This is a genomic window from Lactiplantibacillus plantarum, assembly GCF_014131735.1.
Lineage (GTDB): Bacteria > Bacillota > Bacilli > Lactobacillales > Lactobacillaceae > Lactiplantibacillus > Lactiplantibacillus plantarum.
On sequence record NZ_CP039121.1, the window covers coordinates 1,944,401 to 1,969,559 of the forward strand.

Annotated in this window: 25 protein-coding genes; 2 read left to right on the plus strand and 23 right to left on the minus strand. The window is 44.6% G+C overall.

The window, feature by feature from the left end; all coding sequences use genetic code 11:
• Positions 1-3: 3 nt before the first annotated feature.
• The 4 genes from E5260_RS09025 to E5260_RS09040 all read right to left on the minus strand — a co-directional run bounded on the left by E5260_RS09025 (position 4) and on the right by E5260_RS09040 (position 5,390).
• Positions 4-762, minus strand: coding sequence for a YveK family protein (locus tag E5260_RS09025; protein WP_003640788.1), 759 nt, complete (start codon positions 760-762; stop codon positions 4-6).
• Positions 763-1,184: 422 nt separating this feature from the next.
• On the minus strand, positions 1,185-2,999 hold the full coding sequence (gene uvrC, locus E5260_RS09030; RefSeq protein WP_003640789.1) for an excinuclease ABC subunit UvrC: 1,815 nt from the start codon (positions 2,997-2,999) through the stop codon (positions 1,185-1,187).
• Positions 3,000-3,181: 182 nt separating this feature from the next.
• The gene (locus E5260_RS09035; RefSeq protein ID WP_003640790.1) at positions 3,182-3,922 is read right to left on the minus strand and encodes an amino acid ABC transporter ATP-binding protein; all 741 of its coding nucleotides are present in this window, start codon (positions 3,920-3,922) and stop codon (positions 3,182-3,184) included.
• Positions 3,915-5,390: an ABC transporter substrate-binding protein/permease gene (locus E5260_RS09040; RefSeq protein ID WP_003640791.1), complete on the minus strand. Its 1,476-nt coding sequence runs from the start codon at positions 5,388-5,390 to the stop codon at positions 3,915-3,917. Before E5260_RS09040 ends, E5260_RS09035 begins: the two co-directional genes overlap by 8 nt.
• A gap of 205 nt (positions 5,391-5,595) precedes the next feature.
• Here E5260_RS09040 and E5260_RS09045 point away from each other — a divergent pair, with 205 nt between their 5' ends.
• A complete protein-coding gene (locus E5260_RS09045; protein WP_003640792.1) occupies positions 5,596-5,766 on the plus strand; it encodes an SPJ_0845 family protein in 171 nt (56 codons plus the stop codon).
• A gap of 55 nt (positions 5,767-5,821) precedes the next feature.
• Here the strand turns inward: E5260_RS09045 and E5260_RS09050 are convergent, their stop codons facing one another.
• The 11 genes from E5260_RS09050 to rpsO form a co-directional block, all read right to left on the minus strand.
• A complete protein-coding gene (locus E5260_RS09050; protein ID WP_003644577.1) occupies positions 5,822-6,229 on the minus strand; it encodes an iron-sulfur cluster biosynthesis family protein in 408 nt (135 codons plus the stop codon).
• Positions 6,230-6,475: 246 nt separating this feature from the next.
• Complete coding sequence (locus E5260_RS09055; protein ID WP_003640794.1) at positions 6,476-6,772, minus strand: nucleoside triphosphate pyrophosphohydrolase family protein; 297 nt, start codon at positions 6,770-6,772, stop codon at positions 6,476-6,478.
• Between the two features lies 1 nt (position 6,773).
• Complete coding sequence (gene yihA, locus E5260_RS09060; protein ID WP_003640795.1) at positions 6,774-7,367, minus strand: ribosome biogenesis GTP-binding protein YihA/YsxC; 594 nt, start codon at positions 7,365-7,367, stop codon at positions 6,774-6,776.
• A 158-nt stretch (positions 7,368-7,525) separates the two neighbouring features.
• Positions 7,526-8,791 (minus strand): ATP-dependent Clp protease ATP-binding subunit ClpX, encoded by a 1,266-nt coding sequence (gene clpX / locus E5260_RS09065; RefSeq protein ID WP_003640796.1) that lies wholly within the window; start codon positions 8,789-8,791, stop codon positions 7,526-7,528.
• 294 nt (positions 8,792-9,085) lie between these two features.
• Positions 9,086-10,408: a trigger factor gene (gene tig, locus E5260_RS09070; RefSeq protein ID WP_003640797.1), complete on the minus strand. Its 1,323-nt coding sequence runs from the start codon at positions 10,406-10,408 to the stop codon at positions 9,086-9,088.
• Between the two features lie 203 nt (positions 10,409-10,611).
• Positions 10,612-11,799, minus strand: coding sequence for an elongation factor Tu (gene tuf, locus E5260_RS09075; RefSeq protein WP_003640798.1), 1,188 nt, complete (start codon positions 11,797-11,799; stop codon positions 10,612-10,614).
• A 214-nt stretch (positions 11,800-12,013) separates the two neighbouring features.
• Positions 12,014-12,928: a hypothetical protein gene (locus E5260_RS09080; protein ID WP_003640799.1), complete on the minus strand. Its 915-nt coding sequence runs from the start codon at positions 12,926-12,928 to the stop codon at positions 12,014-12,016.
• Positions 12,929-12,990: 62 nt separating this feature from the next.
• Entirely contained in the window at positions 12,991-14,715 is a 1,725-nt protein-coding gene (locus E5260_RS09085; RefSeq protein ID WP_003640800.1) for a ribonuclease J, read from the minus strand.
• 19 nt (positions 14,716-14,734) lie between these two features.
• Complete coding sequence (gene dapA / locus E5260_RS09090; protein ID WP_003640801.1) at positions 14,735-15,607, minus strand: 4-hydroxy-tetrahydrodipicolinate synthase; 873 nt, start codon at positions 15,605-15,607, stop codon at positions 14,735-14,737.
• Positions 15,608-15,724: 117 nt separating this feature from the next.
• Entirely contained in the window at positions 15,725-16,927 is a 1,203-nt protein-coding gene (locus tag E5260_RS09095; RefSeq protein ID WP_003640802.1) for an MFS transporter, read from the minus strand.
• A gap of 136 nt (positions 16,928-17,063) precedes the next feature.
• Entirely contained in the window at positions 17,064-17,333 is a 270-nt protein-coding gene (gene rpsO, locus E5260_RS09100; RefSeq protein ID WP_003639022.1) for a 30S ribosomal protein S15, read from the minus strand.
• A gap of 227 nt (positions 17,334-17,560) precedes the next feature.
• Here rpsO and rpsT point away from each other — a divergent pair, with 227 nt between their 5' ends.
• Positions 17,561-17,815, plus strand: a complete 255-nt coding sequence (rpsT, locus tag E5260_RS09105; protein ID WP_003645660.1) for a 30S ribosomal protein S20 — start codon at positions 17,561-17,563, stop codon at positions 17,813-17,815.
• Between the two features lie 177 nt (positions 17,816-17,992).
• Here the strand turns inward: rpsT and holA are convergent, their stop codons facing one another.
• The 8 genes from holA to E5260_RS09145 form a co-directional block, all read right to left on the minus strand.
• Complete coding sequence (holA, locus tag E5260_RS09110) at positions 17,993-19,054, minus strand: DNA polymerase III subunit delta (RefSeq protein WP_003640804.1); 1,062 nt, start codon at positions 19,052-19,054, stop codon at positions 17,993-17,995.
• Positions 19,005-21,296: a DNA internalization-related competence protein ComEC/Rec2 gene (locus E5260_RS09115; RefSeq protein WP_003640805.1), complete on the minus strand. Its 2,292-nt coding sequence runs from the start codon at positions 21,294-21,296 to the stop codon at positions 19,005-19,007. Before E5260_RS09115 ends, holA begins: the two co-directional genes overlap by 50 nt.
• Positions 21,297-21,782, minus strand: a complete 486-nt coding sequence (locus E5260_RS09120; RefSeq protein ID WP_003645663.1) for a ComE operon protein 2 — start codon at positions 21,780-21,782, stop codon at positions 21,297-21,299. It abuts the gene before it with no gap.
• A gap of 54 nt (positions 21,783-21,836) precedes the next feature.
• Positions 21,837-22,562 carry a helix-hairpin-helix domain-containing protein gene (locus tag E5260_RS09125; protein ID WP_003640807.1) on the minus strand — a complete coding sequence of 242 codons (726 nt, stop codon included), beginning with the start codon at positions 22,560-22,562 and terminating at the stop codon, positions 21,837-21,839.
• Between the two features lie 102 nt (positions 22,563-22,664).
• Positions 22,665-23,711: a SepM family pheromone-processing serine protease gene (locus tag E5260_RS09130; protein WP_003640808.1), complete on the minus strand. Its 1,047-nt coding sequence runs from the start codon at positions 23,709-23,711 to the stop codon at positions 22,665-22,667.
• Positions 23,704-24,195, minus strand: a complete 492-nt coding sequence (coaD, locus tag E5260_RS09135) for a pantetheine-phosphate adenylyltransferase (RefSeq protein WP_003640809.1) — start codon at positions 24,193-24,195, stop codon at positions 23,704-23,706. The genes E5260_RS09130 and coaD overlap by 8 nt, the downstream gene beginning before the upstream one ends.
• A gap of 3 nt (positions 24,196-24,198) precedes the next feature.
• Positions 24,199-24,762, minus strand: a complete 564-nt coding sequence (gene rsmD / locus E5260_RS09140) for a 16S rRNA (guanine(966)-N(2))-methyltransferase RsmD (RefSeq protein WP_003640810.1) — start codon at positions 24,760-24,762, stop codon at positions 24,199-24,201.
• Between the two features lie 15 nt (positions 24,763-24,777).
• On the minus strand, positions 24,778-25,080 hold the full coding sequence (locus tag E5260_RS09145; RefSeq protein ID WP_003640811.1) for a YlbG family protein: 303 nt from the start codon (positions 25,078-25,080) through the stop codon (positions 24,778-24,780).
• Between the last annotated feature and the right edge of the window lie 79 nt (positions 25,081-25,159).

Genomic DNA, 25,159 nt, shown 5'->3' on the forward strand with positions numbered 1-25,159 from the left:
ATGTTAAACTCGTTTGACTGCCGCTTTAACAACTGACGTCACCGGCTGTGGTTTAATTGCCGGTTGGTCGTGAGTCGCTGTGACCGGCTGTTGATGATTAATGATTCCTAGACTTGTCAGCATTAATTCATCTGCTAGGTATTCGAGTGTCTGCACTCGCCGATTGGACAAGATTCGGACACTTGCATACACCAATCCCAAAATCAGCCCCCCCACGAAACCAATTAGGATATTGATGATTTTTTTAGGCGCTACCGGCTGATCCGGCGTCTCTGCGGGTGCAACGATCGTTACATTATTGACCCTAATAATATGCTGGACCTGATCTTTAAACGTTGCAGCAATTTGGTTCGCAATCATTGCACTAGCTTTCGCATTTTTATCACGAACAACGATTGAAAACACCTGCGAATTGGCCGTACTGGTCACGCTGACCGTTTGCTTAAGCGACTCAAGTGAGCGTCGAATGTCAGTTTCTGCCATTAAAGTCTGCCGTGCCGGCTTCAACACGACTGGTTTTGTAATTAATTCCTTATAAGTCGTAATCATCTGCACATCGGCTTGCTGGCCCGTCAAATCCGCGCCCGCACTACTGTGTTTGCGGTTCACTAATATTTGAACATTGGCTTGATACTCGGGCTGAATGACCCACAAAGTCACCACTGTTGCAATCGTCCCGCCCAAAATCATTAAACTCAATAATACCTTCCAATACTGACGAATGAGTTTAACAATAAAATCAAAGGTTATTACTTGCTCCATTCCACACGCTCCAATATTTCTTGACTGACTTTTATTAAACGATTGACATTATTGTAGAAAACCAGTTGCAAACGACGCAATAGTTTTCACGAATTTTCATGAAACTCATATAAATACAAGCGAATATTCGACAATCTCTAAATTTAAATTGACATTATAGACAATAATGTTATATTTATTGATAGTTACTAATCAAAATAATATAAATTGTATAATTATTTGACTTTATTTTAGCTCGTATTTACCCACAATTATTTCGATTAAATCATCGGTTACTCCAGCAACCAATGTGCTTTTCAACTAATCACAAAATCGACATTTTTACAAATCAATGATGTTTTCAAGCATCAAAAAAGACCACCTAGTTCGTGAAAACTAGATGGTCTTCTTAACATTAATTACATTAGTTAGCCAGATGACAACTATGTGGCGCCCTTTTGATAATGCTTCGGTGTTACACCACCACCGGCTAATGAAAATTTGACAGTTTGTGCAACGTTTTTAGCAATTCCCAGGGACTGAATCTCTTCCAGTGAGGCACCAGCAATTTTACTCATCGATCCAAATTTACGCAACAACTTATTACGCGTCTTCGGCCCAACCCCGGGGATCTCGTCCAAGCGCGAACTCAATGAATGTTTGGTATGGACTTGTCGGTGAAACGTAATCGCAAAGCGGTGCACTTCATCTTGAATCCGTTGTAATAAATAAAATCCTTGACTCTTCGGATCTAGATGCAAATGCTGATCACCAGCAGAAGCGAGTAGGTCCGCCGTCTTATGATGGTCATTTTTGACCATTGCCGCGACTGGCGTTGCAATCCCTAATTCGTTCTCTAAGACGTCCTTAGCGGCTTCCAGCTGGATCTCGCCACCATCCATCAAAATCAGGTCGGGCAATGCTGCATGCTCCTTCAGTAGCCGTGTATAGCGCCGCCGAATCACTTCACGGGTCGATGCAGCTTCATCAGCATGATCGACCGTCCGCAACTTATATTTCCGATACAATTTTTTATTCGGTTGCCCGTCCGTGAAGACGACCATGGCAGAAACCAAGTCGGCCCCCTGAATATGAGAGTGGTCAAAAGCCTCAATTTTATGACCAGCAGGAATGCCTAAAGCATCCGTGATTTCTTGCATCGCCCCCGTCGTCTTGCGCTCATCCAATTCCAACAACCGGAACTTCTCTTCTAAGACGATTCGAGCATTTTTTTGTGCCATGTCCAGCAAATCCTTTTTCTGGCCGCGTTGAGGGGTCCTTACCGGAATTCCGAGAATGTCACTCAGGACCTGCTTATCAAGACCGTTGGGGACTAAAACTTCGCGTGGTAGAACGTTATTTTTGCGATTATAAAATTGCAAGATAAAGCTCGTCATTTCTTCAGGTGCAGTTGACACTACTGGGAACAAGCGTTTCTCGCGCTTCATCAACCGCGCTTGCCGAATAAAGAAGACCTGAATCGAAAGCCAGCCTTTATCAAGATAGAAATTAAACAGGTCGCGGGGCGTATTATCGTTTGAAATAATTTTCTGCTTTTCAACCGTCATTTCAATATAATTCAGTTGATCACGTAATTCAGCGGCTCGTTCAAATTCTAGGTCAGCGGCCGCTTGATCCATTCGTTTAGTTAACTGCTTCTTGACCGTTTCAACGTGACCATTCAAAAAGGATTTAATCCGCTTGATCTGAGCGTCATATTCTGCCACCGGCACCGTTTTAAAGCAAGCTCCCAAGCATTGGCCCATATGATAATAGAGACACGGCCGCTTCTGGAAACCATGGCAACGCCGCAACGGATAGACCTTCTGAATAAAATTGACCGTTTCCTGAGCCGCGTAAACATTGGGATATGGCCCAAAGTAGTAGCCACCATCTTTACGAACATCACTGACGATCAGGATCTGGGGGTCTCGTTCATTGGTAATCTTAATGTACGGATAACCGGTTCCCTTTTTTAATTTAATATTAAAGTACGGTTGATGTTTTTGAATTAACGTAATTTCTAGCAGGAAGGCTTCCTTATCCGTTGAGGTCACAATAAACTCAAAGTCCGCAATCTCTGATACTAACCGCGCGGTCTTACCAGTATGGCTGCTTTTGAAATATGAACGCACCCGATTTTTCAAGTTCTTGGCCTTACCCACATAAATGATCTGACTGTTTAAGTTCTTCATCAGATAACATCCTGGTAAGTCCGGTAACAAGGATAACTTATGTTCAATATGCGCGGATGCCATAACACACCTTCCCTTCATTTAGATTAGCATTATTAGTATACCGCCTGCTAGCATGGGGCTCAACCAAACAGCCCGGAAATATGATTTTTATTATGACCGACTATTCATCACTGTCGCTACTGATCACAGTGTAGCAAAAAACCGGTAATCAGCAACTGAGCTGATTACCGGTTATGTGTTGTTTACATCAAAATTTTAGAAAGAAAATCTTGGGCCCGCTCTGTTTGCGGGTTCGCAAAGAATTCCTCAGGCGTATTATTCTCCTGAATATAGCCATCAGCCATGAACCAGATTCGATCCGCTACTGACTTAGCAAAACCCATTTCGTGAGTGACCACAACCATGGTCATCCCATCCTTAGCAAGTTCTTGCATCACGTTTAACACTTCCCCAACCATTTCCGGGTCCAAGGCAGACGTTGGTTCGTCAAACAGCATCACTTCAGGGTTCATCGCCAACGCACGAGCAATCGCCACCCGTTGAGCCTGACCACCTGAAAGACTACTTGGAAAGGCATCCGCATGATCGTCCAACCCAACGCGTTGCAATAATTCGTGCGCTTGCTTAGTCGCCGCGGCATCATCGACATGCTTGACCTTCATCGGCGCCAATTTAATGTTTTCCAATACAGTCATGTTGGGAAATAGATTAAACCCTTGGAAAACCATTCCCATTTTTTCACGTAGCGCGTTAACACTCTTCGTATCCAAAGTTGTGAGATCTTGACCTTCGAAAGCGACTTGACCACTTGTGGGCGTCTCGAGTAAGTTTAAACAACGTAAGAAGGTACTCTTCCCACCACCAGAAGGACCAATCACCACGATCACCTGACCGGGTTCAACTTTTTCTGTAATATCCTTTAAAACGTCATTTTCACCGAAGCTCTTCGCAAGGTCTTTAACTTCAATTACTGGTTTAGTCATGTTGCATTCTCCTTTCGAAGTAGTTCAAGATCCGTGAAGCGGTAAAGGTTAAGATGAAGTATAGCACCATAATAACAACGATCGGTGCAACCCCCCGGTACGTATCTGAACGAACAATGTTACTTTGATAAATTAATTCAGTGACCCCAATAATCGAAACGATGGAACTATCCTTGATCAACGTAATAAATTCGTTCCCAAGTGATGGCCAAATGTTCTTCAATGCTTGTGGCAAGACCACGTAACGCATCGTTTCACCGTTGGACATTCCTAAACTCCGAGCAGCTTCCGTCTGCCCAACATCGACGGAATTAATCCCGCCACGAATATATTCAGCAACGTACGCACCAGAGTTCAAGGAAATCGCAATAATCCCAGAAGTCAGTGCTGGTAAATTGACGAATAACCCAAGTCCGAAGTACACAAACATCACTTGGACCATCATTGGCGTCCCACGAATAAATTCAACATACGCAGTTGCTAACCACCGAATGGCAGTCTTAAGTGGATTTCCTTTAGCCATCCGTGCTAATGCCAATAAAATACCGATGATAAAACCGAAGAAAACGGAGCAAACCGTAATGATTAACGTATATTCGATCCCGGTTGCAAAAGCCTTCCAGTAATGTCCCATTGACGTATTAACGGTATTGGTCTTCAAATACTTGCCGGCTGCCGGTAAATATTGCTTTTTAACGAGGTTCTGTTTCTTAATCCGATCAACGGTCTTATTGACTTTGTTAACAAGACTAGTTGAACCTTTCCGAAATGCGATCGCCGAACTCGTTGCACTAGAGCTCATGTTGAAGTCACTAGGAATAGCAACCAAACTCTTATTGTTTGCAACATAGGCTTCTGCAGAAGGCTTTTCCATAGCAACCCCATCAACTTTGTGACTCTGAAGTGCCAAAATCAGATCAGATTGTGAAGTCATCCCTTTAGCCTTGGCAGTCGTTTGGTTTTTGACGGCATTATATTGAGTCGTTCCAGTTTGGGCACCCAACGTGCCATTCTTGAATGAATTCTTATTCTTGTACTTGCCCTTATCAGTCTTATTGATGACAATATCGTAGCCACCTTGATAATAAACGTGGGTAAAATCAACATTTTTCCGCCGTGAAGGGGTTGGGTTCATCCCAGAGATAATCATATCAACCTTGCCAGTTTGGAGTGCCACTAGCAATGAGTCAAATGACATGGATTTGATCTTCAGCTTCACGCCCAGATCCTTAGCAACTTGTTTCCCAATCTGAACATCCATCCCAACGATCTTACTCTTACCGTTGACCGTTGCTTGAAACTCATACGGTGGATAATCAGGCGACGTCCCCATTACTAAGACGCCCTTTTTCTGAATTTGTTCTAATGAATTATCGGCCGCTTGCGCATGTTGCGTCTGTCCGAGTGGGACGACGGTCATGATCAGGGCCACAATAATGGCTAAAAACCACCCAAATCTTTTTTTCATAGGTATTCTCCTCGTTTTGTAATTTACAAGAATAAAGTATAACCGCATATGATTATTTATGCAAGTATTTTTGAAAATTTCTTTATTTTATGCATAAATAAGTCGTTTATACACGTTTTAGCCCATTGATTATGCATAAACGACGAATAACTGACAAATTGTCGGAAATTTGCTATGATAGGCGTTAATCGAAAGGAATGATTTTATGAGTTTAAAAGTACAGCGTCAAGATAACCTTGATAAGCTATTCGACAAGTTTGCCATTGGTCCTGACGATAAGGATAAACTCACCACTAAAGCGGTTCAGGATACTATTGACGAACATGCTAAACGCAAAGAAAATAAGGCAGCTGATAAAAAGGACGCCCATAAATAGCAGTCAAAAAAAACGCGATGGCAGTTAGCCATCGCGTTTTTATTTGAATAACTATTTAGCAAATTTTAGTCCCGATTGTTTGCATCTTTTCGCGCCGCTCTGCTTCCGTTTCTGGTGAAACATCGCGCCAATCAACAACAGCCAAAGCACCGTCGAGCATCCCACTATCATCCTTGAGCGCTAAAGCATTATGCCAGCGAGAAATGTTGAGGCCGTTCCCCAAGTAGGCTTCATCAGCCGGTGCAACGTGCATCACATAACCAGCATTATTTTCTAATGGCGTGGTATAGTCGGGATCAGCGGCTTTAAGAATAACTAACTGAAACTTATTACCAATGGCACAGCTACCGCCTAAACTCGAATATTTGTTAGAACCATCGTCAGTTGTTAAAATTACTTGACTCCCTGCCGGAATCTTATCTGCAAGGTAGGCTTGAGCATCGTCTTTGATATTAATCTTCATAGTTAAGCATCCTTTCCGTTTCAAAAACATTTAAGTTGTGCACAACTCTTTTACAGTCTTTAATTTACGCTATTTCAGCTGCAAATGCAATTAATTTACCTAGAAAAGTGAAAATAAACAGCCGAACTCAATAATGACACAATTTTTGCAAATGATATGTGGTCGTTCGTCGCAATAAAAAAGAGTTGGGCTGCCAGCCTTACCTGCTGACAGCCCAACTCTTCAGGTTAGACCACTCTTCACCGACTATTTAACTGGTTTACCATTCGGGTACTTATCGTTGAGTTTAACAATATTTTGTTGCGCAACTTCTTCGAACGGAATATCCGCCCATTCAGCAACTTGTGATAAGTACCATAACACATCGCCCATCTGTTTCGTCAGCTGATCTTTATTCAAACGTTCACCATGAAACGTATACTTTTTGACTAAGTCAACGACTTGACCAGTCTCTGAAGCTAATCCCAGCGATAAGTTCGTCAGCACCTGCTCATTACCATATAATGTCCGATTTGCTAACGACTGATACTCATTAAATTCCAAGTTAGTTGCCTCCCACAGTGTGCGCTTCGATCCATTGCCAAACAGCATCCTTGCCTTCTTTGGTCTTAGCTGAAAAGGCGATAAAATCGTCTTCAGCTTGGAAGTTAAGCGTCTTTTTAATTAAACTTTCCTGTTTGTTCCACTTACCACGCGGAATTTTATCACTTTTAGTTGCCACGACCAGTAATGGCATCTCATAGTAACGCATCCACTCGTACATTGCGACATCGTCTTTAGTTGGCGCATGACGTGCATCGACTAGAATAACGACACCTCGCAGTGTCTCTCGGCTTGTTAGATACGTCTCAATCATTTGTCCCCACTTCTCACGTTCCTTCTTAGATACCTTAGCATAACCGTATCCCGGAACATCGACGAAGTATAATTGATCTTCAACTTTATAAAAGTTCAGTGTTTGGGTCTTCCCAGGTTGACTAGACGTCCGCGCATAGCTATTGCGGTTAATCAACACATTAATCAGGGATGATTTTCCGACGTTAGAGCGCCCCGCTAACCCAATTTCTGGAAACCCAGTAGTCGGGTACTGGCTCGGCGCTACCGCGCTCATGACAAGTTCAACGTTATGCACTTCCATCGAATTAACTCCTTCTGCAATCGTATTGCATTCATTTTACCATAATTTTTGCAGCGGGTTGTCATCCGCGCTCAAATTCGATTTAAACAGCACTCAGGACCGCGAATGAAAACTCATCGCGGTCCTGAGTGCTGTCTATTGATCTTCTGAACGAAACGTTAGGAAGCTTTTTGATCAGCTAAAACCAGTTCTGGTTCAGCGTGATCAGCAACCGTCTCGCGAGTAATAATCACCTTTTTAACATCTTCACGACTTGGAATATCATACATAATGTCCCGCATCGTGTCTTCAATAATCGAGCGTAGACCCCGAGCACCAGTATTACGTGCTAAGGCTTCTTGCGCGATGGCACGTAAAGCGTCATCGTTAAAGTCTAATTCTGCACCGTCTAGAGCAATTAGGCGTTGATATTGCTTGACAAGCGCATTCTTTGGTTCCGTTAAGATCCGGACCAAATCATCTTCCGTTAAACGTTCTAGCGCAGTCAAGATTGGAAGACGCCCAATAAATTCAGGAATTAAACCGAATTGTAAGAGGTCTTCTGGCACAACTTGTTGCATGAGACTCTTGGAATCGTCTAGAACGGCATTCTTACCATCGGTGTCCGTACCGAAACCAATCGTTTTATCGCCTAGGCGACGTTTGACGATGTCTTCGATTCCATCAAAGGCCCCACCAACGATGAATAAAATGTTGGTCGTGTCAATTTGAATAAACTCTTGTTGGGGATGCTTACGCCCGCCCTGCGGTGGCACATTGGCAATCGTACCTTCCAAAATCTTCAAGAGGGCTTGTTGAACCCCTTCACCGGAAACATCCCGTGTAATTGAGACATTTTCACTCTTCTTGGCGATCTTATCGATTTCATCAATATAAATAATCCCTTTTTCGGCACGTTCAACGTCGTAATCCGCATTTTGCAGTAATTTCAGCAAAATATTTTCAACGTCTTCACCAACATAGCCGGCTTCGGTTAACGTCGTGGCATCCGCAATAGCAAATGGCACATCCAAAATTCGCGCTAAACTCTGAGCTAAGAAAGTCTTACCAGAACCAGTTGGTCCCACTAAGCTAATATTACTCTTTTGTAATTCAGGACCATCTTCGGTCTCTTCATCATTATCAGCCATGGCCTTAACCCTCTTGTAGTGGTTATAAACCGCAACTGATAGGGTCCGCTTAGCTTCATTTTGGCCGATCACGTATTGGTCTAACTCGTCTACAATTTCCTTTGGCGTTGGGATATCTGTTAATTCATGGGTTTGTTCTTCGCTAAACTCTTCATCGATAATTTCTTTACATAAATCGATACATTCATTACAGATATAAACGCCGGGTCCAGCCACGATCTTTTTAACTTGATCTTGTGATTTACCACAAAATGAGCAGTTCACAGGGCCGTTTGTCTCGGTATTTTCAAACATTCATTCTCACCTCATCGATGTATTTACATGGATTAATCATAACAGAAAAACTGAGCTAAAACCAGCTTAGGCACTGTCTTCTACGTCCACTACTATAACATGGACGAACCTAAACCCGAAATTATCTGTTCAATCATCCGGCTAACCACTTTGAAAACCGAATGATTCTCGCAGTAAATCACAGGCGTCAGCCAAATAGCTATTAAATTAATCTTACGATTAGCTGACGCTATGTAAAAGGGTCTCGGAAGAATTATTCTTCCAAGACCCTCGACTTGTATCTAATTGAATTAATTAGTTCTTGTCGCTGTCGTCTTTTTTGTCTTCTGCTTTGGCATTTTGCTTAGCAGAATCCGCAATCAAGTCAACGGCTTGGCGAATCGCAATGTCATGTGACAACATGTCATCCGTTAAAGCACCACGAACAGCACTTTCTTCCATGTTGTATTGACTAGCTAAATCCTTAACTTCGGCCGCAATTTCATCCTGAGATGGCTTGATGTTTTCAGCTTCAACAACCGCTTCTAAGACCAAGTTAGTCTTAACCCGGCGTTCAGCATCAGCAGCAAATTGCTTGTGCAAGTCGTCTTCAGTAGTACCAGTCAACTTGTAGTAAGTCTTTGGATCGATACCTTGTTGTTGCATATTAGCCAAGTATTGATCCATTTGACGATGAATATCGTCTTCTTTCATGGCATCAGGAATTGCTTGAATTTCAGCATTGTCAACCGCTTGGTTTAAAGCTTCGTCTTCAATTGCATCATGCGCAGCGGATTCCTTTTGTTCCTTAAGTTCGTCCTTGATCTTAGCTTTTAATTCTTCAAGTGTGTCAACATCTTCGTCAACATCCTTGGCAAATTCGTCATCTAATTCAGGGAGTTCCTTAGTCTTGACTTCATGAACTGTCACTTTGAAAGTGGCTTCTTTGTTTTGTAAGTCTTCAGCTTGGTAATCCTTAGGGAACGTTACCTTAACTTCAGTTTCGTCGCCAGCCTTGACACCAACTAATTGGTCTTCAAAACCAGGGATGAATGAGTTAGAACCTAATTCAAGTGAGTAGTTTTCTGATTCGCCACCTTCAAATGGTTCGCCATCAACGAATCCTTTGAAATCAATAACCACCGTATCGCCCTTAGCGGCTGGTTGGTCTTCCTTCAGAACTAATTCAGCTTGTTTTTCACGCCGTGATTCTAATTCGGCATCAACATCCTTAGCATAAACGCGAGTATTTTGACGCGTTACACTAAGTTCCTTGTATTGACCAAGCTTAACTTCTGGTTTAACCGTTACAACGGCCTTTAATACCCAAGGCTTACCTTTTTCCATGCTATCAACATCGATTTGAGGTTGATCAACTGGTTCGATTTCAGTTTCCTTGATTGCTTCTTCATATGCCTCTGGGAGCACGATGTTTAAAGCATCTTGATAAAGTGCTTCTTCACCATACATTTGATTGAAGATTTGACGTGGAACCTTACCCTTACGGAAACCAGGAACATTTAAGTTCTTTTTAGTCCGTTGGAAGGCCTTGTCGATACCTTCACTAATTTTATCAGCACCAATTTCGAATGTTAATTCGCCTTGGTTGCCTTCTTTCTTTTCCCACTTTGCAGCCATTGTATTCCCTCCGAAACATTATAATTTCTACAATTCTAGTCAATTGCATACTTGTTAAGTTTAACCTATCGACACCGTAAAGTAAACCAAATTGGCTAAAAAAGCGCGTAAGCTCGCGATTTATTGTTCGTTTTTCTTAAAAAAAGCGACTTGGAAGAAGACTTCCAAGTCGCTTAGATCAATCAATGAAAATCAGTTAGAGATTAGTCATCAATTTCTGAAACAACACCGGCACCGACAGTATGACCACCTTCACGAACCGTGAACTTGGTACCCTTTTCGATGGCAGCTGGTTGAATCAATTCAACAGTGAACGTTACGTTGTCACCAGGCATAACCATTTCAACGCCGTCTGGCAATTCAATAACACCAGTGATATCAGTGGTGTGGAAGTAGAATTGTGGACGATAGTTTGAGAAGAATGGCGTATGACGGCCACCTTCTTCTTTGCTCAAGATATAAACTTCACCCTTGAACTTCTTGTGGGTTTGGATCGAACCTGGCTTAGCCAAAACTTGGCCACGAACAACTTGTTCACGGTTAACACCACGTAATAACGCACCAACGTTATCCCCGGCTTCACCTAAGTCAAGTGTCTTACGGAACATTTCAAGACCCGTAACAGTTGACTTAAGAACATCTTCGTGTAAACCAACGATTTCAACTTCGTCGCCGACCTTAACAGTCCCACGATCGATACGACCAGAAGCAACAGTCCCACGACCAGTGATTGAGAAGACGTCTTCAACAGGCATCAAGAAAGGCTTTTCAGTATCACGAACTGGAGTTGGGATGTATTCATCAACAACATCCATTAAGTGCATGATAACCTTTTCTTGTTCTGGGTCGCCTTCAAGTGCTTTAAGCGCTGAACCACGGATAACAGGAATATCGTCACCAGGGAAATCGTATTCTGAAAGTAATTCACGTACTTCCATTTCAACCAAGTCAACTAATTCGTCATCGTCAACAAGATCAGTCTTGTTTAAGAAGACAACGATATAGTCAACACCAACTTGGCGAGCCAAGAGGATGTGTTCACGCGTTTGTGGCATAGGACCATCAGTTGCGGCAACAACTAAGATCGCACCGTCCATTTGAGCGGCACCAGTAATCATGTTCTTAACGTAGTCAGCATGTCCTGGGGCATCGATATGAGCGTAGTGACGCTTTTCAGTTTCGTATTCAACGTGGGCAGTGTTGATAGTAATACCACGTTCACGTTCTTCCGGAGCAGCATCGATAGAAGCAAAGTCTTGTTCTTTAGCCAAGCCCTTAGATGCTAATACCTTAGTGATTGCAGCGGTCAAAGTAGTCTTCCCATGGTCAACGTGGCCAATAGTACCAATGTTTACATGGGGTTTTGTTCTTTCATAATGTTCTTTTGCCATTAATGAAACCTCCTGTGATTTTCGCAAGAATAACGTCGAGGCCAAAATGGTCTCAACAATTCTTTAGTTAGTATTATACTACATCCTAGTGAAAAGGCCAAATCGCGCACCCATCACTGAGAATCCTTAAATATTATATATAGCCTAATCTGATTTGTAAACAGATATTATTCAAAAAATTGAATTTTTGTTAGTAAATTCTTATTACACACGCTTATGATTGTAAATCAAGGCTAAATTGCTGAATTTTTTGCTGAATTTTCATCATTTTTTCAGTTTGGTCATCAGACGGCGTTATCGTCTGCCCAGTTTGCAAACTAATCAAAAGATCGATCCAAGCCGTGGAATCTGTAATAACCTGTGCAGCGCATGGATATAAATACATTAATTGCAATTGTAAAAGTTCTCGTAAGCTTTCATATAAAAAGACATCTTGATTACCAAGTCGCACTTTCAAAGCATGGTAAACGGCCTTGCTCGTCTCGTCCTGACCGAGTGCGACTAACTTTGCTGGACACAGTGTCAACATCTTCTCATCCAGTAGCCACTGCATCTTGACCGTCTCTGATACTTGCAATTGGTACAGTGTATATAACACTTCTACTCGTGTTAAGGGATGCAAAAACGGATCTACTAATAGAAACTTGGCTGCCGTCAGATAGCGCTCATATGGCAGGTGACGGGCTGCTTGCAAACCTGCCACCTGTTTCTGGACGGGCTGGTCAGATAAATGATAAAAATGACGCATTGTTGTGGTCAATGTCGATCCTAGCGTTCGCTCAGCCGTACTCTCCGCCGCTTTTAAAGTTGTGTTTGCAGCCGTAGTCCACGCACTCGTTGGGCGTGCCTTGATCATAATGTGGGCAGAAATGAAGTCATGATTAGCAACCAATGCATTCAGATACAGATCTGCGGCCGCATCGGTTGCTAAATACTGCGCTTCAAACTCACTGGCATAATTAGCTGCTGCCACATATTGTTGATCAGCCACCAACGCTTGGACCAATTCGTAATTAACTGGTGCCGTTTGCTGTGCCTGATACACTTGCTCCCACAAACTAGCCGCCTTGGACCAATCCTGAGCTCGACTGGCTTGTTCGGCGGCCAATTGTGTTTCAGCTATTGTCATTGAACCTTCCTCCTCTTCATTGTAACCAAAAAAGTCGGAAGTAGCTTCCGACTTTTTTAATACTAAGCTTTAGATTCAGTCTCGACTGGTTTGGCTGGTTTAGCCTTCTTTGTACGCCGATGATGCTGATTAACTTCCATAATAACCGGTAAAATAACTGGGTGCCGCTTGGTCTGGTCCCATAAATAATGGTTCAACTTCTCACGGACAGCCTGTTTTAAATGGCCCCAATCAAACTCTTTATTATCGAGATTTTCTTGCACCGTCGTTTTGACTAACTCAGCGCTCTCTTGCATCAAGTCTTTACTAGTCTTGACGTAGACGAAGCCCCGTGAAGTAATCTTAGGAGTCGCAATAATCTTCTTCTTTTTGCGATCAATCGTGACCACTGCCACGAAAATACCGTCTTCAGACAAAATCTTGCGGTCACGTAACACAATGTTTCCAATGTCACCGACCCCGATGCCATCGATCATCGTATCGCCGACTTCGATTGAACCGGCCAAGTGCATGGTATCACCGTCATAACGTAACTGGTCACCCTTGGCTGCGATCAGGACATGGTCGTCCGGAATTCCAACTTCACGTGCAAAGTCCGCATGAGCATCCAACAGACGATACTCCCCTTGAATCGGAATGAAATATTGGGGCTTCATCATGTTGATCATCATTTGCAAGTCACGTTTAGCGGCATGGCCGGAGGAATTCATTTCATCAGCAATCGCCTTAACGTCCGCATCAGCACGATAAATCATATCACGGGTCTTGGCAACCACGGTTTCCATCGAATGTGACGGTGTGGTAGTAATAAATACCAGATCACCCTTTTCGATATTGACCTTGCTCTCCTGCTTATTAGCCATCCGTTGTAAGGCCTTAATAGGTTCGCCCATTCGGCCCGTTTGTAAAATCACGATTTGTTCAGGTTTAAGTTTATCAATGGCTTTAAGTGGTACGACAACGTCTTCAGGCATGTGTAACTTGCCTAAATCGATTGCGGTCTTCACGATACTCTCAACGTCACCAGGCATTAAAGCGACTTTCCGATTAGACTTTGCAGCGGCATCTAAAACTTGCTGAATACGCAAGATATTGGATGCAACTGAAGCGACAATGATCCGTCCTGGATGATATTTAAACGTTTCTAAAACATAGGCCGCAATTTCACGTTCACTGACCGGCTGTTCATAATTTTCTGCATTAGCTGAATCACTAAGTAACGCCAAGACGCCTTTTGATCCAATCTCCGCCAACCGCGCAAAATCAGTCTGATAGTCGCCTGCGGCCGTCGGATCAAACTTAAAGTCACCGGTATAAACGACCTCACCGGCACTGGTTTGCAACACGATTCCCATTGAATCTGGAATCGAATGGGTCGTGCGGAAAAACGAAACCGTGACCGTGCCAAAATCAATTTCTGTCTTCTCATTAATGATGTGGAAGTCATTAAAGTTTTTAGCTTTAGGGTCCTTTTGCAATTGAATTTTTGCCAACTCAATGGTTAGCTCTGAACCAAACACGGGAACGTTGAACTCATTCAAAAAGTACGGTAACGCACCAATGGCATCAGCGTGGCCGTGGGTCAAAAAGACACCGACGATTCGATCAGCATTTTCTCGCAAATAACTGAAGTCCGGAATCACGATATCAATTCCTAATAACTCATTTTCTGGGTACTTTAACCCACAATCTAAAATATAAATATCACCATCGACTTCGACAGCATACATGTTTTTGCCGTTCTCACGGACCCCACCAAATGGGGTAATTTGAATTTCACTACTCAATTATTTCACCTTGATTCTTCTAAATGTTTAATGTTTTAAAAAGCTGAGCCGTTTGTTCAGTACTCAATGGTAAGATTGGTAACCGTGGTTCACCCACCGGCTGACCCAAATGATTTAAGGCCGCTTTAACTGGCGATGGCGATGGTGCACTAAACAAGGCACTCATCTTGGGTGTTAAGTCCCGTTGATACTTAGCGGCCGTGGCAATCTCACCCTGGTCGATGGCACTAAACATCGCCGTCATTTCGTCACCATAGATATGACTTGCCACTGAGATAACCCCAGCACCACCAATTTCCTTGGCAGCCAAACTCTGAGAATCTTCACCAGTATAAACAAGAAAATCAGCCGGTGCATTTTCGACAATCGCGCCAAACTCTTCCATCGTCGCACACTGCTTAATCCCAATAATATTGGGATTTTGTGCTAATGTTAAGATCGTGGCCACGGTCATCTTCACAATAACCCGGCCCGGAATATTATAAATAATAACTGGTAAGCCACCTTGATCAGCAACCGCTGTAAAGTGGGCAATCATACCAGCTTGATCAGGCTTGTTGTAGTAGGGAACCACCACTAAAGCTGCATCAATCCCCTTAATCTGACTAACCTTCTTAGTAAATGCGATGGTAGCAGCGGTACTGTTTGAGCCGGTCCCGGCCACGATTGGTACCCGACCATCGACAATCTCAGCTGCTTTCTTTAGTAAGGTTAATTTTTCATCTTCGGTTAGCGTTGGTGCTTCACCAGTTGTCCCACCCACCAGAATACCTTGGGTGCCGTGTGCCAATAAATGTTCAATCAAACTTGCTAACCGCTTTTCGTCCAATTGTTGGTGATCATCGAAAGGGGTCACCATTGCGGTCATCAAATCAACGTTTGCAAAGTTCATGATCTAAAAACTCCTCTATTAAAATTTACAAGTACCAGCGTACCTGTTCCGATTAAGTAACTCTCCCCAGTTTACCACATTTTAAAGTAAAGCAATAGTTAGACCATTCAATGCAATCTAATGTGGTCGTTGCTGACTAAAATACGCGACCCACAGCATCAATGCCATCAGCTGTAATCCAGCCGTAACAATAAAGATTGACTGATACCCCCACCAATTGGCAACAATCACGGCTAACCCGGGGACGACCACGTTACCACAAGCTTGCGCGGACTGATTTAAACTAAACACACGCCCAAACGCTGCGTGTGGGACATGCTCGACTGTCATCACTTGAAGCGCGGGCAATAGTGCCGCATCCGCAATTCCCAGTATTAGCCGTAGCCCGACCAGCCACGTGACCTGATGTACCAAACTAGTCAACAATAAGTCAACAATCGCTAAAATCAAAAAAGTAACTAAGCAACGGCCAGCGCCCAGCCGATCCAGAATGCGCCCAACACGACCAGCCATTAGAATCGTGGCAAGTCCCGGCGCAGCCGCCACAATCCCCGTCATCAAGATAATCGTCTGCGCCGTTGCTTGGGGCGCTAACTGTCCGACCAGCAAGCTTAACAGTGGTGTTATCGCATTGGTCGTCGCCTGAACAACTAGTAACGATGTCAGCAAGGCACAAATAAAGCGACCACCCAATTGATGTAAGATTGGTCGCAATGGTGGTAACGTGGCGCGACTAACTGCCGTCACCTTCTCTTGAACACCCCACCAGGTCATGACAAAGACAAGCGCCATCAAACTACTGGTAGCCACGAACGCCCCCCGATAGCCAACGGTATTAGCCAGAAAGCTTCCCAAAAGTGGCCCCATCAATGTGCCACTGATGCTACCAGTGACCAGTTTACTTAACCACTGGCCACGTTGTTCCGCAGGTACGGTAATCGAAATCAGTGCGTTAGCATTATTGATGTAACCTGAAAACGCTCCCTGTGCGGCTCGTAAAATCAAGAGGACGATCACGTTAGGTGCTAGTCCCACACCGAGAATCGTTAAGGTCATCATGCCAGATGCGCGTAGACACATCAGCTTACGCCCCTTTTGATCCGCCAATCGGCCCCACAATGGTGCGACTAAAGCTTTGCAGGCGTATGTCACGGCAAACGCCGCTGCCCCTAGAAAATTCAACTGGGTCGTTGAATAATCGCCTAATGTCTGAATATACAGCACAATAAACGGTAACGTCATTGCGTTACCTAAATCAGTGATTAAACTGCCAAACCATAAGACCCGAAAGTTACGAGTCAACGTTGCCATTGCTTCCATGAAATCCCCTCATTCACTTTTGAATAAACATAAGTATAGCGAACGGTTGTTTGGGTTTAATAAAGTTTATGTATCGTTTCTGTAATTTTTTACACAAAAAAAGAACCACCCGCAGGCAGTTCTCGTAATCTCAATATTAACGACGAAGACCAAGACTTTGGATTAAGTCACGGTAACGGTTAACGTCTTCTTTACGAAGGTAAGCTAACAAGTTACGACGGTGACCAATTTTCTTCATCAACCCACGTTGTGAATGAAAATCCTTCTTGTGAACTCGTAAATGTTCGTTTAATTCGTTGATGTCTTCCGTTAAAACTGCAACTTGGACTTCAACAGAACCAGTATCGCCTTCGTGACGAGCATACTTGTTAATAAGCTCCGTCTTCTTTTCGCGTGAAATTGCCATGTGTTTCAACCACCTTTCCAATAATTGCCCTAAACTGAGTAAATCGTTGGTGGTGCACGAAAAACTAAGTAAAGGGTTGCTGAACACTTGATATAGTCTAGCAAACTAAGGAGTAAAAAGCAAGTTTCAATACATATCAAGATAAATTACTTTACACATAACGGTTGCATTCAAGCCGGGGCTTATGTATAATAGCATTTGTTGAAAAAATGATGGAGGTGAATCTGATGCCAATTATCAAATCCGCTATTGAACGCGTGAAAACAAACAATAAAGCAAACGTCCGTAACACCGCCCAAATGAGTGCGATGCGGACTGCTGTTAAAAAATTTGAAGCTGCTAAAACTGCTGGTGCCGACAACGTCGACGATTTATACTTAGCAGCAACTAGCGCCGTTGACAAGGCTGCTTCTAAAGGTCTTATCAAGCGCAACAAAGCTGCCCGTGACAAGTCACGGATGGCTGCACGTTACGCTAAATAAGCTAATTTTACGCCCGAGCATTGCGACGGCGTTTTTTTATCGCCTTTAATGACTCAAAAGATGGTCGACCGAATTCTGAGAATTCCGGTCGACCATCTTTTTTTGGGGCTCCATATCTAAGCACTATTACTTTTGCCTTCGTGAATAGTCGTTCTCGCTTGTCCAACAAGCCAATGCCTAACGGGACAGCCGCGTTCCGACCGCTGCCTGTCGCTCATTAACAAATTGAACCATAAATAACTCAAAGAGCAACTCCGGGTCGCGTTGTGTCGTTTTCATTTGTACTTCTGTTTGGAGCAGTCCTAAGTACGCCGCCCGTAACGCAGCTTGATCAAAATGGCGGACCGTTTGCATGGCTAGTTTGACCCGATATGGGTGCACTTTAAGCGTGCTAGCTAGGCTGCCCTGACTATAGCCTGCACGCGCCATAATTTTGACCTGTAGCAACAATCGGAATTGTCCTAATAAGATTGCATTGATCTTTAGTGGGGCTTCCTGAGCTGCCACCAGTTCATGGTAAAGTTCGACCGCTGACTGCGTCTGATAACGAAGTACATCGTTGACCAAATCAAAAACATTTTGCGTCAGTGATTTAGTCACCAAAGCCTGAACTGCCGCTAAATCAATTCGTTGGGATTGGGCTGCGTAAATCATCAACTTCGGTAATTGTCCCATAATCAGTCCCAACTGCCCGTCAGTTCGATTAACCAGTTCCTGTAGTGCGTCCGCATCAATGCGAATCTGTTTCTCATCTAACGCCGCTTGCACATAGCGTTGCGTTTCAGCCTCCGAGACTTGGTTGACTTCAACCGTCGTCGCCTGTTTTTTTAACGTTTTAACGAGCTTTTTACGCGCATCTAATTTCTCATAGGGTGCCATAAACACCAGAATCGTACTTGGTTCAGGTTGTTCAAAATAGTGCTGTAGTGAGGCCAGATCATGGTCAACCTTGGTCTTCTTATTTTCACCCGTCAAAAAGTACGGGTGATTAATAAAGACTAATCGCCGTTCACCAAAAAACGGTGCCGACATTGCATCATCTAAAGCTACAGCTACTGGCGTCGTTTCCATATCATAACTGCCGACGTTCATCGTTTGTTCTTCACTGGGAATTTGCTGCGTAAAAGCCTGTTTGAGCTGATCGGCCAAATAGTCGACCGTTCCCAAGATAACATAGATCGATGCCAAGTCACCGTTGCGAATCGATTTTAACGCCTGTTGTGCGTTGATGGCGATCACCTTCCTTTAAAAATGTTTGCCAACGTCCCTGGCGATGATTAACGAAACGATAGGTTATCATCCCCTGCAAAGCCGTTGAATAAGTGACAATATGCTGTTCAGCTAGAGTTATTAGTGTTTCTTGATTCGGATGCCCATAGCGATTGTGCCGACCCACCGATAAAATACCGTGGTGCACACCTAATTGGCGCAAAGCTAACGGATCCGAGGCTGTTTTACTGCCATGATGCCCTAGCTTTAAAACGTCCACGCGTAATTGTGGATATCGGGCAACGATTGCACGCTCCCCCGCTCGGTCAAGATCACCCGTAAACATGAAACGTTGCTGACCAAAAACCCCCGTTAGCACCAACGAATCTTCATTTTCAGCCCGTCCCGGTTTAAACGGATGCACCGCAACCAATCCATCTGCAAACGTATGGCCGGCCAATGCTTCAACCACTTTAGGCCGCTTTCTGGCGGGCACTAGCAGCTTTTGAAACTTGGCTAGGCGCGCCATTCCGGCAGGTACCACCACTTGATTGACCGGCATCAAGCGTAATAGTTCACCCAAATCACCAATATGGTCAACATCCTTGTGTGATAAATAAACTGTATCCAAGTGAGTGATCCCTAGCCGGTGCAAATAATTGACCGTAATCGTTTCCGCACGCGATCGCGGTTGTACCTGCTCTGCCTGCCAACGTGGCCGGGAAAAGTGTAGTTGCCCCCCAGTATCGATCAAACTCACTTGGCGGTTAAATGGTTGGCGAATCAAGATCGAATCGCCCTGACCGACATCGATAAATTGAACGGCACCGTGAAGTGGAAAACGTAGACTAAGACTAAAACAAGCATATGCCAGTAACAGTCCCCAGTAATACCGACGCCGCGGTGTCCGTAACAACCACAAACTCAATAGACTGAGCGTCCATGCCCACAGTGTACTCGGTTGACCGATAATGAGTAGGCCTGGCCAATGGCTGACCCACTCAAGCCAATTCTGAAAATTAACCAACACCCATTCACACACGCTGGTGACATTGGTAGAACCAAAGCCAATGCTCGCCCCCACGACCGTCACCGGTAATAATACCCAACTAAAAATAGGCGCAACCACCAAATTGACTGCTAAGGACCACAGATGCCACTGCGCCGTAGCTACAAGCAAAACCGGTAAACTGATAACCTGAATCCAAATTGCTAATCGCCACGGCGGCAAACCAGGCATTAAGATCAGCAGCAAGGCTAGTCCATAACTGAGCTGACCACCTAATTGGCTCAATACCAAAGGATTATGGGCAATCCCCATTATAAGGGCAAGGCTCCAACCACCCAACGCCCCACTTGACTGATGTGTTAGCAACTGCCAAATAATTGGTAAAGCCGCGGTTACAACTGCCCGCCGCAAGCTATCGGCACCGCCGCCCAAGACAAGGTATGCTGGCAAGAGCCCTAATAACCAAATATCGATTGCTTGCTGACTTAGATGCAGTCGTAACAAGACCCATTGCAAGAATTTAACTAATAAAATAACATGCATACCCGACAAACTGAACAAATGCAATAGTCCCAGCTGTTGAACGGCCCCCATTGTCGTCTGAAAATCTGTGGGGCGTATCCCAACCAGTAGACTCGTCGCATAACGACTAAGCGTTGGTGGCAATCTTTGACAGGCTAGAAAGAATTGCTGACGCCATTGGTGTAATCGATCAAGTAGCCCCAGCCAACCACGCCGCGACGCAATTTCTATTCGTTGAACCGCTGTGACCGTTACTTGGCGGGCGATGCCTTGACTGCGATAATACCTAGGCGCATTAAACTGCCCCGGGTTGGTAGGAGGTGCGATGGCGGCGACTTCCCCCTGAACGTGCCAGATCGTCCGGTGAGTAAACTGGGTCAGATACTGTTTTTCAGTGGCACTTTTCAGCTGTCCTCTAACAAGTACTTTGCCCATTGGACTAGTGGCAATCAGCTGATACTGACCACCGCGCACCGTAATCGCATCGGGTTGGACAGCCAAATGGCTTGTGACCACCTGACTGGGCCGCTGAACAATGGAGGCGAAACGGTGGTTTTGCCAGTTCAGCCAGATTGCCAAAGATAAAACACAGCCAATCGTCACCATCAAACACTGTCGATCTCGTAATCGGATGACTCGCAATAACCAAATTAATAATAATCCGGCTGCCAGCCATTGTTGGTCAACTAACCAACTACTAAGTAAGCCGCACGCAATGGCAGCAAAAAATAGTGCACGCAATTAGTCACGATCTAACAAGATTTGATCAAGATTCAGCTTATCCAAATCTGATTGGTCGAACTGAACTTGTTGTAAAGCCACGTGTTTTCGTTCAATTAAGGACATGGCATACGCATCGTTATGATAATTACGTAAATAATGAATTTTTTGAATTCCAGCTTGTAATAACATTTTCGTGCATTGTAAACATGGAAAGTCAGTGACATAGATTTCAGCACCATCCGTAGCTGCACCGAATTTCGCACACTGCAAAATCGCATTCATTTCCGCGTGAATAGTGCGAACACAGTGCCCATCAACAAGGTAACACCCCTCATCGATACAATGAACATCGCCGGATACTGAACCATTGTAACCACCCGCAATAATGCGTTTGTCGCGAACAATCGTGGCACCAACCGAAAGCCGCTCACACGTGCTTCGACTCGCCAATAAGACCGCCTGCATCATAAAATACTGATCCCATGGAATTCGTTGATCTTTCATCATTTTATGCCTCACTTTCAATGACAGTAGTATACCAAAATGTGCGCTTTGAAACTAGACGGTGAGCTGGTCTTTGTATTTGGCCACAGTCTTTTCTCCAAAGCCGCTGACGTTTTTCAAATCATCAATTGTTTTAAAATTACCATGTTGCTGGCGATAATCAATGATTTTTTCAGCCTTCTTCTGCCCGATTCCGCTCAACGTTTGCAGCGCGGCCACATCAGCCGTGTTGAGATTGATCTTATCCGTTGCCGCATGATCACTAGTTGGTGTTCCGCCAGTAGGCCCCGTTGACTGGACGACTGGTGGCGCAACAGCCGGGGCCTGTTCGCCCTTAGCTGGCACGTAGATCACTTGCTGATCAGTCACTTTGGCAGCCAAGTTGATCTGCTGAGCATCTGCCTGTGGCTGCATGCCTTGTGCCAGTTGGATGACATCCGCGACCCGCATACTAGCAGTAACCTGATACAACCCTGGTTTATTAACCGCACCCTTAATATCGACATACCCGGGTGAACTAGCACCTGTCGGTCGGGCTGGGCTCGGTGTAGCGTTCGACGGTTGGGTACTCGTTGCGGGCTGGTCAGCATTGGCAGACGTTCGACTCGCGCCTCCCATTGATGTGGAATTGAACGAATGCGCCAACAAGTTATCCGTACCGGCGGGTTGAGGCTGCTTAAGTTGACTCAGTGCCCATCCCGTTATCAAAATAATGATCACGGCAGTAACACCACCAACAATCCGCCAGTGCATTTTGAGCAGCTTAATCCAATCTATCATTTGTTTTCACCCCTTCAGCGAATAGTTACGCAAAAGGAGCGGCTACCCATGAAAAAAGTTTGGGTTTTACCCCAAACTTTGCTAACTTGCATTTCAATTTTACTATTGGTGTGTCTGCAAATAATGAACGGCCTGTTTAAATGAGGTCACTGGAACAACTTTCATATTAGGCGCGTACTTTTTCGCGGTCGCTTTAGCAAGTTGATAGTTAGTTTGACCCTTTTCTTCAACCGCCAAAAGCGCTTTGGTTGGTTTCACATACGGTGCAAAGAAAATTGTCGCCCCTGCCCGCTTAGCAGCAATCACTTTCTTGTCGATACCACCAATTTCACCAACTTGTCCATTTTGATCGATGGTGCCGGTCCCCGCAATCTTCCGTCCGTGTCGCAAATTCTGATTAGTCAATTGCTGATAGATTTGCAAGCTAAACATCAATCCGGCCGAGGGACCCCCGATTTGTCCGGGATCAACCTTAACCGGAATAGTCGTCGTCACTTTAATATTATCAGTTAGGCCGATACCAATCCCGGCGCGGTGCGTGCTCAGCTTGATTAGGGGCGCACTTGCTTGCTTCAAATGGCCCTTTCGCCGATACGTGATCGTCACTCGATGTCCGACGCCCTGCTTACCAATATAATGCTGATACGCACTGGCTGTATTAAAATGGTGGCCATCGACTTTCGTAATCGTATCGCCAACTTTTAACTGGTTTCTAAATTTCGAATTAGACTGAACCGTTAAAACGTAGATACCCTGATAAACCTTGCGGTATTGCTGATGCGCAGCCGAATACGCCGTCGCGATAGCTTCGTTGATTGCACTTCGCATATAAAACTTCTGAACCCGATTATAAGTCGCGTCATCCTGACCGCCAGTCATATCCTGAGCACTGACCACGTCATAGTGCGGATTCAATTGTGCGTAAAGCCACATCAGCGGCGTCGCTCGAGCTTCTGCGACCGAGGTCAACATAAACTTACCCCGGTGATGATCCGGATGCCGCTTGACGGTCACAAAAGTCTTCAAATTGTTTGCACTTCCGGGTCCTTCAATATAGTACGGTAAAGGAATTAGAAATAGTGCAAGTACCACCAGTATCACGACCAGCAAGCCCCAGTAACGTTTTAACAACTCCCGGCCCTTAGTCATGCTGATCAGTTCCTAACCGCTGATGGAGTTTTTGCGCCACCGCGGTCGGGACGTACTTGGAAACGTCCGCTCCCATCTTGGCAACTTCCTTAATTAAGCTGGAAGAAAAGTAAGCGTACGGGGGCCGTGCAATCAAGCAAATCGTTTCGATCGTCTCGTCTAATGACTTGTTCATCCAAGCGATATCACGTTCATACCCGAAATCCTGTTCATTCCGCAAACCACGTACCAAAACTGTCGCATGGACACTCGCCATAAAGTCAACGGTCAAACCAGTTGCGGCCTGAACTTCAACGTTGGGTAAACCCGTCAGCTCATCACTGATCATCGCGACTTTTTCCGTCATCGTAAATAACGGTTGCTTACTCGTATTGACCATGACGGCCACAATCAACCGGTCAACTAATCGACTGGCACGTTGAATCATATCCAAGTGGCCCCGTGTGATTGGGTCGAAACTCCCCGGAAAAACTGCTGTCACCATAACTTACCCGACCTCCGTTACTTTTTGGTAAATGGTAATGACCGTAATACCGTAATCTTGTTGTCTGATCAATTCAAATCCGGGTAAGACCGTTGGCAAGTTCGCATTCGTATCCGTCTCACAAATGACCCGGCAACCCGGATTCAGCAATCCTAGTGCATCACAATGCTGAATATCCTTCACAATCTGTTGCTTGGCATAGGGTGGGTCTAAAAACACCCAATCAAAGTGTTCATCTTGGGATGCTAATCGGTCCAAAATACGCTCAGCATCGCCTTTGATAACTTCAAATCGTTCGGGGGCCTTTGTAACGGCAATGTTATCCTTGATCGTCTTGATGGCTTGATACTGCCGATCAATCAAGACGGCCCGAGCCACTCCGCGTGATACAGCTTCGATACTCAAGCCACCGCTCCCAGCAAATAAGTCTAGGGACTGCCCACCATCGAAATAGGGGCCAATAATATTAAAAACAGCTTCTTTAACCTTGTCCGTTGTCGGCCGAGTTTGCATGCCTGGCACGGCTTTGAGCCGCCGACCACCAAAGTCTCCTGCTACAATTCGCATTTCATCTTCACCAACTTAATCCTCATCATCGTCATCAGGCGCACCAGTCGTGGTTGGCTTAAAAAAGCCTTGATCCACACGTTCGCCAAAGTTCATTGCAACGTCCGGGCGGTATGACGGTTCAACCCTGCGGACAAAATTTAATTTTTTGATTTTCGTGGTCGCGGCCGGAATTTGACTTTCATCCATGTACAAGACCACATAATGCTCTTTACGCGATTGGTATTGAATTAATCCAAAACGTTTCAATTGACGCACCTGCTTCATCGAATGCATATAAACGATGAGCGACCGGCGCGGTTTAACTGTAAAATCCATCGAACCTCACCTCTTCTACTAGCGTTTCTGTTTAAATGTTAGGCTAGATTCAGCATTTCGTCAACTAAGTTCTTAACTA